Origin of the sequence: Clostridium porci, from assembly GCF_009696375.1 — a bacterium.
Classification (GTDB): Bacteria; Bacillota; Clostridia; order Lachnospirales; family Lachnospiraceae; genus Enterocloster; species Enterocloster porci.
Window position 1 is genome coordinate 219,261 of sequence record NZ_VUMD01000008.1, and the last position, 9,156, is coordinate 228,416.

9 protein-coding genes, 6 tRNA genes, 1 rRNA gene and 1 pseudogene are annotated in these 9,156 nt (G+C 39.1%); 5 read left to right on the plus strand and 12 right to left on the minus strand.

Annotated features, from left to right (window positions below):
* Positions 1-104: 104 nt before the first annotated feature.
* Positions 105-1,805 (minus strand): annotated as a pseudogene (gene thrS, locus FYJ39_RS11225) (threonine--tRNA ligase); the annotation flags it as partial.
* Between the two features lie 872 nt (positions 1,806-2,677).
* Between thrS and FYJ39_RS11230 the strand changes: the two are divergent.
* Positions 2,678-3,091, plus strand: coding sequence for a DUF3842 family protein (locus FYJ39_RS11230; RefSeq protein ID WP_154472547.1), 414 nt, complete (start codon positions 2,678-2,680; stop codon positions 3,089-3,091).
* Positions 3,088-3,321, plus strand: coding sequence for a hypothetical protein (locus FYJ39_RS11235; protein WP_178257865.1), 234 nt, complete (start codon positions 3,088-3,090; stop codon positions 3,319-3,321). The genes FYJ39_RS11230 and FYJ39_RS11235 overlap by 4 nt, the downstream gene beginning before the upstream one ends.
* 153 nt (positions 3,322-3,474) lie before the next feature.
* On the opposite strand, the gene FYJ39_RS21510 is transcribed toward FYJ39_RS11235, so the two are convergent.
* The gene (locus tag FYJ39_RS21510; protein ID WP_154472548.1) at positions 3,475-3,591 is read right to left on the minus strand and encodes an IS3 family transposase; all 117 of its coding nucleotides are present in this window, start codon (positions 3,589-3,591) and stop codon (positions 3,475-3,477) included.
* Positions 3,592-3,803: 212 nt separating this feature from the next.
* A complete protein-coding gene (locus FYJ39_RS11245) occupies positions 3,804-5,606 on the minus strand; it encodes a DUF5050 domain-containing protein (RefSeq protein WP_154472549.1) in 1,803 nt (600 codons plus the stop codon).
* 315 nt (positions 5,607-5,921) lie between these two features.
* On the opposite strand from FYJ39_RS11245, the gene FYJ39_RS11250 reads away from it, so the two are divergent.
* On the plus strand, positions 5,922-6,071 hold the full coding sequence (locus FYJ39_RS11250) for a hypothetical protein (protein WP_154472550.1): 150 nt from the start codon (positions 5,922-5,924) through the stop codon (positions 6,069-6,071).
* 209 nt (positions 6,072-6,280) lie between these two features.
* Here FYJ39_RS11250 and FYJ39_RS11255 read toward each other — a convergent pair whose 3' ends face one another.
* Both FYJ39_RS11255 and FYJ39_RS11260 read right to left on the minus strand, forming a co-directional pair.
* On the minus strand, positions 6,281-6,532 hold the full coding sequence (locus FYJ39_RS11255; RefSeq protein ID WP_154472551.1) for a coiled-coil domain-containing protein: 252 nt from the start codon (positions 6,530-6,532) through the stop codon (positions 6,281-6,283).
* A 199-nt stretch (positions 6,533-6,731) separates the two neighbouring features.
* Positions 6,732-6,893 (minus strand): Arc family DNA-binding protein, encoded by a 162-nt coding sequence (locus tag FYJ39_RS11260; protein WP_154472552.1) that lies wholly within the window; start codon positions 6,891-6,893, stop codon positions 6,732-6,734.
* Positions 6,894-7,085: 192 nt separating this feature from the next.
* Here FYJ39_RS11260 and FYJ39_RS11265 point away from each other — a divergent pair, with 192 nt between their 5' ends.
* Together FYJ39_RS11265 and FYJ39_RS11270 are read left to right on the plus strand one after the other, a co-directional pair.
* On the plus strand, positions 7,086-7,262 hold the full coding sequence (locus tag FYJ39_RS11265; RefSeq protein ID WP_154472553.1) for a hypothetical protein: 177 nt from the start codon (positions 7,086-7,088) through the stop codon (positions 7,260-7,262).
* A 280-nt stretch (positions 7,263-7,542) separates the two neighbouring features.
* The gene (locus FYJ39_RS11270; RefSeq protein WP_154472554.1) at positions 7,543-8,157 is read left to right on the plus strand and encodes a site-specific integrase; all 615 of its coding nucleotides are present in this window, start codon (positions 7,543-7,545) and stop codon (positions 8,155-8,157) included.
* Positions 8,158-8,359: 202 nt separating this feature from the next.
* Here the strand turns inward: FYJ39_RS11270 and FYJ39_RS11275 are convergent.
* The 7 genes from FYJ39_RS11275 to FYJ39_RS20500 form a co-directional block, all read right to left on the minus strand.
* A tRNA-Phe gene (locus FYJ39_RS11275) sits at positions 8,360-8,432 on the minus strand.
* Positions 8,433-8,438: 6 nt separating this feature from the next.
* Positions 8,439-8,511: transfer RNA gene (locus FYJ39_RS11280), tRNA-Lys, on the minus strand.
* 32 nt (positions 8,512-8,543) lie between these two features.
* Positions 8,544-8,617: transfer RNA gene (locus FYJ39_RS11285), tRNA-Met, on the minus strand.
* A gap of 51 nt (positions 8,618-8,668) precedes the next feature.
* Positions 8,669-8,750 (minus strand) — tRNA-Tyr (locus tag FYJ39_RS11290).
* 43 nt (positions 8,751-8,793) lie between these two features.
* Positions 8,794-8,866 (minus strand) — tRNA-Val (locus FYJ39_RS11295).
* A gap of 38 nt (positions 8,867-8,904) precedes the next feature.
* Positions 8,905-8,978: transfer RNA gene (locus FYJ39_RS11300), tRNA-Asp, on the minus strand.
* 69 nt (positions 8,979-9,047) lie between these two features.
* Positions 9,048-9,156 (minus strand): 23S ribosomal RNA (locus tag FYJ39_RS20500); the annotation flags it as partial.

Here is a 9,156-nt window from a genome sequence, read left to right on the forward strand (position 1 = left end):
AACGATCGATGTTGACACTTTCTTGTTCTGCTATTAAGTCATTTAGAACCATGCTTTTAGTTTAGAGATATGCTATCACATTTCTATTTTGTATTAGACAATCCTTATTTTTCTCTTGTTTTGATTCTCCTCTTTACATCTTCGATAAAGTCATCCAGCTGTGCCGTTCCTAGATCTCCCTTATCCCTGCTTCTGACCGTAATGGCGCCCCCGGCAGCCTCCTTCTCGCCCAGAACCAGCATATAGGGAACCTTCTCTAGTTGAGCCTGACGAATCTTATATCCAACCTTCTCATCCTTGTAATCAAGCTCTACACGGATACCTGCTTTCTTTAGCTTCTCATATACCCCTGCGGCATAATCCATGGATTTCTCCGATACAGGGATTACCTTTACCTGGACCGGAGCCAGCCAAACAGGGAACTTACCTGCAAAATGCTCAATGAGTATCCCAATAAAGCGCTCGATAGAACCAAAGCATACACGGTGAATCATAATCGGCCGCTTCTTGGAACCATCCTCAGCTGTATATTCCAGCTCAAATCTTTGAGGCATCTGAAAATCCAGCTGAATCGTGCCACACTGCCAGGTTCTTCCCAGAGAATCCCTTAAATGAAAATCTATCTTGGGACCGTAAAATGCTCCGTCTCCTTCATTTACAATATACGAAAGGCCCATGTCCTCCAGAGCCTTTTTCAAGCCATTTGTAGCCAGCTCCCAGTCCTCGTCAGAACCCATGGAATCCTCAGGCCGTGTGGACAGCTCCACAAAATATTCAAAACCAAATTGTGTATAAACCTCATTGATCAGCTTTGTTACACCCTTGATCTCATCCTCTATTTGATCATCTCTCATAAAGATATGGGCGTCGTCCTGGGTAAAGCAGCGTACGCGCATAAGACCGTGAAGCTGTCCGCTCTTCTCATGACGGTGAACCAATCCCAGCTCACCTACACGCAAAGGCAACTCACGGTAAGAATGAGGCTGATTTTTATATACCAGCATACCGCCTGGACAGTTCATTGGTTTAACCGCAAAATCCTCTTCATCAATAAGCGTAGTGTACATATTATCCTTATAATGATCCCAATGCCCAGAATTCTCCCATAGCTTACGGCTTAAAATAATAGGAGTGGAAACCTCCTGATATCCATCTCTGTAATGGATCTCACGCCAGTAGTCAATCAGAGTGTTTTTCAGAGTCATTCCCTTTGAAAGGAAGAATGGGAAGCCTGGTCCTTCCTCCACAAACATAAACAATCCCAGTTCCTTACCCAGCTTTCTGTGATCCCGTTTCTTAGCCTCCTCCATCATAGTCAGATATGCTTCCAGATCTGCCTTATTTGCAAAAGCTGTACCATAAATTCTAGTAAGCATTTTATTCTTCTCGCTGCCTCTCCAGTATGCGCCTGCAATACTGGTAAGCTTAAATGCCTTAACTCCCTTGGTATACATAATATGAGGGCCTGCACACAGATCTACAAATTCGCCCTGCTGATAAAAGCTTATGGTTTCCTCCTCTGGAAGATCCTCTATCAGCTCCACCTTATATTGCTCAGATTTATCCCTCATGAAATCTAAGGCTTCCTGTCTTGGAAGTACAAAGGGCTTAATAGGAAGATTCTCCTTTACAATTTTGGACATCTCCTCCTCCAACTTCTCTAAATCCTCCGGTGTAAAGCCTCCCTCTCTGTCGAAATCGTAATAAAATCCGTCATCAATAGCAGGTCCGATAGCCAGCTTTGTCTCAGGATACAGTCTTTTTACAGCCTGAGCCAGTACATGGGATGCAGTGTGGCGAATGGCCCTTAACTCATCCCCGGCCTCTTGAACACTTCCATCAGGTAAAATAATCTTCATAATCAATCTCCTTTTCTTTTCTGAATATTTAAGATAATTGTGAAATTCTGAAAGCCTTATAAAACCTAGCTTTTTTAAACCTTTTTTATTTCTCTCCTCACCAAATTATAGATTTTTATGTGTCCTGCACAAAATTTTACAGTTTAGCTTTCATTTCTATGCAAAATATAAAGTCTGGTTAGTGAATTTCACAATTACCTATCTGAATATTTTCTGAAATATGCCAGGAGCATGTCCTTAACAACCTAGGAGAGACAAAAAACCCCTGGACATATTTCTTGTCCAAGGGTGCATATACACGGTTCCACCTTGTGTTTCACTCAATTAGCCCTTAACGCGGGGTACGGTATCATTTCCCTGCGCTATCTACACAGTTCCCTGATACAGCTCAGGACTGGTCTTCATCAATCTTCGGTATGCGTTCCTTCCACCTTAGGGTCCGCTCTCTGGTTACCTCACGATTCATTACTGGTTCCTTCAACGCCTTTTTATTGCATCTCTGCTGATCTTGATTATAACATCTGATCAGGATTTGTCAAGACCGGCGCTGGCTTTTATTACAATAAACCCATTAGTAGCTGCATCTTGGTTTATGTTATTTGATCAAGCAAAAGCTAATCTCATTTACTGTCTATCTATTTCTCCGTTTGTCATTTAAATAATTATATACTGGCCGGTTTATCCAAACTTTTTAATCCTTCATTTATATTTATCCACAATTTGCTTCTGTTTTTTTCATTGATGTGGATAACATTTACTTTTTTCTCTAATTCTGTTAAAATAAATTTTTAGAAAATCATCAGAGAGGATGAAAATTAATGAAAATAGTGATTATAGACGGTCAGGGAGGCAGAATGGGAAAATCCATTATTGAGCAGCTTCACTCTCTCTATCCGGAGCTGGAACTTTATGGCATAGGAAGCAACAGCATTGCTACCTCCGCTATGCTTAAAGCAGGAGCAGCCTACGGATCTACCGGGGAGAACCCTGTTATTGTTAATGTCCAGGATGCAGATATTATAATTGGACCTGTGGGAATCGTTATGGCTAATTCCCTTCTGGGAGAAATCACTCCTGCTATGGCCACAGCCATCAGCTCCAGCAAAGCATACAAGATACTTATACCTGTAAACCGCTGCAACCATTACATTGTAGGCTGTCAGAATCTTAGCCTGTCAGATTACATCAATATGGTATGTGAGGAAGTAAGAAAGGAAGTAAAGCTCCAGTGAGAACTGTAGAATTTAAAATGGAACGCCAGGGTCTGGTAAAAGAAGGAGATCGTGTAAAAATTGTCGAACGGGAAGGAACCAGCAGCTACAGCTATATTATTGATCCGGCTGTGGCTATGTCAGGATGCTTTGCAGCCAGGGATCGTATAAAGTCAGAATACGGAATAGTAAAAGAAATCCGTGAAAACTCCAGAGGTTTTTATGTAATCGTAGATTTGGATGAAGAATAATTTTAATATATTAATCAAACGAGGATTTATCTGCCTCTAATAGGGTTTTGGGGAAAAATTCCAAAGATTATGTAAATCTCGAAACTGATGCAAGATAAATGAGGTTCTCCCCAAAAGTCATACTTTATTAGCGGGACAGTTTGGGCTGTTTCGCTATTTCTGTACAACCAAGAGTTTGCGTCTGTATTGTACAGGACTCATCCATCCCCATTTCTCTTTCATTCCATATTCGTTGCAGTATTTGATATACTGTTCTATTGCGAATTTCAATTCTTCGCAGCTATATTATACAACACTGTAATAACAATTAAACCATTTATTTCCAAAAAAATCAGTTATCGAACAGTGTCTCAAAATACTGGTTTATTCCGTTTTAGCCACTATATCCTTAACTCGTTGCCTCCCTTCAAAAGGAGTTTATATTACTAGCTCCTTTGAAGGGATTCTCATACTCATTTACACTCAGCTTATCATTGCTTAATTTAACCTAAAGGAATAATCTCTACCACATCTTCCGTTTCCTTGGGTACCACCGTAGACGCTGTTGTATCCCCCTTAGGTCCTTCCGTACTGATAACCGGATCTCTGTTCATTGGAGGATAAATGGGCGCAACTGTTTTTTCCTGCTGGGTGGGAGCTGAAGATTCATGCGGCTCTATCGTCATGCCTTCTCCTTCACCCCTATCTACCCTTGTTCCTTCCTCCATCTGATTCTCCTCTGTCATAAGCAGACTACGCACAGAAGCATCCAGTTCAACCCCTTTACTCCAAAGGGTACTGATTATACCTTCAGTCCTGCTCCAACTGCAGTCCTGCCATTGAGCCGTCAGCTTGCCATTCTTCACCATCACCAGCTGCAATCTGTCATTTCCATTTACATACCTCCCGGTTCTCACTTCTTTGTCTTCAATTTTATAAATACTTCCACTTAAGGTAATTGCAACTACCTCTCCATAGGCTTGATTCCAAAAATCAGGATAATACTCACCGTAAATTTCTCCCTCATCTTCATAATAATACATTACTTCTATAGATCCCGGAAATTGATCTGAAACTTTCTGCTTATTTTCCCCTTCCAGACTGCTCTTGAATATTTGACTGTACCACTGACCACGTTCATCCTTATCCACATAAGCGCTAAAATAAATCTCCTTATCCACAATACAGTAGCTTTGTACACCGTAAGGCTCCTTAATTATTAACTTGCCTCCCTCCTGATTCTTAATACTGACAGCAGAATGATTCCCACTTCCACTAAGATAAAAGATCTTTCCGTCAATCACAGGCTGCGCCCGTTCAACTGACATAATTCTTCCGTCACTCTGGATCTTATACATTCGGTCACCAAGGGTAATGCTGTCTCCTGTCTCGGAAACAGCAGGCTTACCATCCTCATCCACCAGATAGCAGGCGTCATTTTCTATTATAACAGAATATCTGTCATCTCCTGTAGCATACTCAGTTCCTGAGGAAGCTGTGTAAATCTTTCCCCCTTGAGCATAAAATATCATATTATCCACAACAAGATAGCCATCTACATTATCTGCTACCAATTCCTTTTTATTGCTTCCCGGTATCATTCGAAACAGCTTATTACACAGAGCATATTCATTCTGGTCTAGAAAAGATAACTGACTTTCCTCCACCTTTGGAAGAAAGTACAGATAATCCCCATAGGCCTTCATTGAGTCCTTTGTAGTCCTTTCAGGATTTGAAGCATTTCCCAGAACCTTTATTTTGTTCTCTACTGCCTTCCTATACTGAATCACCCTAAATGGACTGTTATTTCCCTCCTCCTGTTCCTGAAGAAAGCACCAAAAAGCATTTGTCTTTACCAAGCTGTCCAAATTTTCTCCAGTCGACTCCGGAACAAAGTTCCAGTCCCTCTGTATGTTTTGAAGATAACCCTTTGTATCGTGAAGTGTAAAAATTTGTCCCTCCTGCTTTAACTCTCCTGTAACCATATAGCCTTTATCCCCAAAATAGTAGAGATATCCGTCTATATTCAACCACTGATTTTGTGCATACTCATTCTTCTTTAGAAGATACTTCCATCCCCTATCTGTCTCATTCCATCCAATCCCTTCTTCCTTTTTTACCTCTATGTCAATGACAGGTGATTCTTCTTTTTTTGTAAACTCCAAATTTTCATAATCACTTTTTATTTTGCCAATGACATTAATCACCGTATAAATCGCAGCTATCATTACTATAGCTGCCGCTAATATGAGGAATATACTTTTTACATCTGATTTCTTTTTTGGTCTTCTACGCCTGCTATCCATCTATTTTACCTCTTAATATTAATATATCTGATGATTTAAATTTTATTTATAGTATCAAAATTCTTTCTTTTTTACAATAAAGGAAACCTTACAAAATAAAAAAAGCATCTATCCTACCAAGATAAATGTTTCTCATGCCTAAAGTTGGAATCAAACCAACGACACAAGGATTTTCAGTCCTCTCCTCTACCAACTAAGCTATCTGGACATCTGATAAGCATGCCGGGATTCGAACCCGGAACAACTTGATTTAAAATTAAAATATATTATGTATTGTCCTATTATTGTTTTATTTTATTCTTAAGGAGGTATTATATGAGGACTAATTTTGGAAAAAGAAAAGGTGGATATGTAAAAAAGCCTAAAGCACGTTTGTCTTTGTGGGTTTTGCAGGAATTTTATGACCGTCTGGAAGCGGATTCTAACCGCTATGGCATTATAAAAACTGTATGGTTCAGAAAATGATTCTTAATTATTATCGCTCTCTTGACGTGTCTCTATCAACTGCCAGAAAACGCTAGGTATACCCTTGGCCTTCGGTATTCTTTCGGCGTTTCTGCTCTGATTTGTAACACATGGTTGTAGTGGCTCCGGCTTGGCCTGGAATTTACTGAGGCAAGAATTGTGTTATATAGTAATAATATATCCCCGGTATAGTGCCGGGGATATTGCTGTTATTGGGCTTTTGGTAATATGCCTTTGGCTTCCAGGACTTCTACTAGTGTGTCTATGTCCTGCCTGGTTTCTCTGAATCCTTTTTTCATTTGGTATTCTAGGTTGTCGATTCTATTGTTTAGATTACTGATGCGGTTGTCAAGATTTCCTATGTCGTTTTCTACGTTTCCTAGGCGGTTGTTGATTTTATCTAATTTAAGGTTGATTGGTTCTAATAGCTGTCTCATTGCTTCAATCGTCTCATTATCCATTTTTATGCCCTCCTTGATATATTTTGCTTTAGGCCTTTAAAACTGCTTCTTGTTCATTCTGGTGCGTTTTAAAGCTATTAATATTACTCTTTTTTTGTTTTTTTATTACTATATCTGCGGCTGCTTCTCCCACTGCCACTCCGGATACTATTTTTAGGCCTTTTATAATTGCGTTTTCCTTGTTTGACTTTTCTTCAATCTAAATTTCCCCGTGTTCCTGTTCATATGATTTTATTCTTTGTTTGATTAGATATACTATTTCTTGTGTGCTACTTCTTTCGTTTTCACTTTCTATATATGCTATTTTGTCTAATATTTCTTGTTCTGCTCTTATTACAAATTGTGGTTTTTTAGAAGGCATTCTTATTAATCCTCTTTATTTTACAAGAATAATTAAGTTTCACTTTGCTAGCACCTATGGTATTCTGGTATGACAAAGATGCTAGCATATAGCTATCTTTTATCTAATTCTTAGATAGTAGGTAATATGTATTTTATTGTACCATTTATTTATTAATCAATGTTTATTTACTGTCTTAACGGAGGTTTTATAATGAGTAAAGAGGATAAAACATATTACATTGGTTTTCTTAATTCCTTTTCAGATTCTGACTTGCCGGCGTTGTTCCGTTTCATCCGTAAGATGACCGATACCCCAGATGTTGTTCAGTCTGAAGCGATTGATTTCTTTGGGGAACTTGAGGATATCTGCCATTTTCTGGTCTGGTAACGTTTTACAAATATTGTGGTTTCTGGAATATGCCACCCCCCCCCCCCCTTGTCAGTTAATATTCCTATATTTCTTTAGGCAAGCAATATAGTGACTTGAAAATTGATGATTATGATTCATTTCGGACTTTTTTAAGGCCTGTTGATAATATTTATTATTTTACTGATTCTTGTGTGGAACATTCCAGAATTGAGTTTATCGGTGAAGGATTTAGAACCATTGTTGCTGGTAAGTATAATACTTTTCCAGATAGTAAAGATAGAAAGTAACATTTTTCACTGTGCAAACCGCTTTTGATAAATTGATTCGTTGCAAGTCTCTTTATAATTTCTTTCGCGAAACAATTAGGGATTATGATAACATAGTCAGTATCTTTATTCGCTATATAGATTCAGGCATAGAGTACATTTCTCTTTCTCTTGATGTTGTAAAAGATTATATTTTATTATCCACTAATATACGGTATTTACTTGACTTTGCAAAATGCTCTGTTTCCTGGCTGAATGTTAGAAACAAGTCTATAATAACCCTTATGCTGGATTCTGGGCTTAGACAAAATGAAATTTGTACCTTATTTAAAAAAGGCTTAGATTTTGACTGTAATGTATTGCAAGTTACTGGAAAAGATTCTAAGAACCGTTTGGTGCCTTTGGGGTATATTTCCAAAATGCTATTACAGGATTATCTTTCACAATACCCATACAAGGATGTGGACTATGTGTTTTGTGACAGAATGGAAAATCAAATTTCTAAAAACGTAATCAAAGTGTTTATGAACCGTTTGAGACACCAAGTTCTTTTTGATATTTCTTCACATAAATTAAGGCATAATTTTGCTACTAATTTTGTACAGATAATTACCGCAAAACTGGAAATACTGGTGTCTACGATTTAAGCATTTTAATGGGTCATGAAAGCATTGAAACAACAAAAAAATATGAGCACTTTGCACATGAAATAATTGCAGCAGAAAACTCTAATTCTCATCTTGATAACATATATCTGAAATAGTCACTTTGGGGATAAACTTTCAAGAACAACGTATTTGCGTACTTTTTAGGCAAAAAAAGCACTTATCTATAACGATAAGTGCTGAGTGCCCAAAGTCGGAATCGAACCAACGACACGAGGATTTTCAGTCCTCTGCTCTACCAACTGAGCTATCTGGGCATCTGATGAGCGTGCCGGGATTCGAACCCGGGACAACTTGATTAAAAGTCAAGTGCTCTACCGACTGAGCTACACGCCCTAATACTAAATTTTATTATTTAATAACAAAAATTGCGGGGGTAGGATTTGAACCTACGACCTTCGGGTTATGAGCCCGACGAGCTTCCAGACTGCTCCACCCCGCGCTAATATATAATTATAAATACTTAGAAATACTTTGTCAACAAAGATTTCAATGGGCGAAGGTGGATTCGAACCACCGAAGCTATCAGCAGCAGATTTACAGTCTGTCCCCTTTGGCCACTCGGGAATTCGCCCTTATTATACTAGTATATACATACCTTTCAGAAAAATACATCAATGGGGCCTACAGGGCTCGAACCTGTGACCCTCTGCTTGTAAGGCAGATGCTCTCCCAGCTGAGCTAAGACCCCGACAGATTCTTCATTCAGCATGTATTAACAAATAAAAACGACCCGGAACGGATTCGAACCGTCGACCTCCGCCGTGACAGGGCGGCGCTCTAACCAACTGAGCCACCGGGCCATTTCAACTATGAACATACCCTAAAAACCACATATTGAACAAAAGCAACCTTTCCCAACCTCTTCCTCTCTGGATAAGCCCTCGACCGATTAGTATTAGTCAGCTCCATGCATTGCTGCACTTCCACCTCTAACCTATCTACCTTGTCGTCTTCAAGGGGTCTTACTTCCTTTCGGTT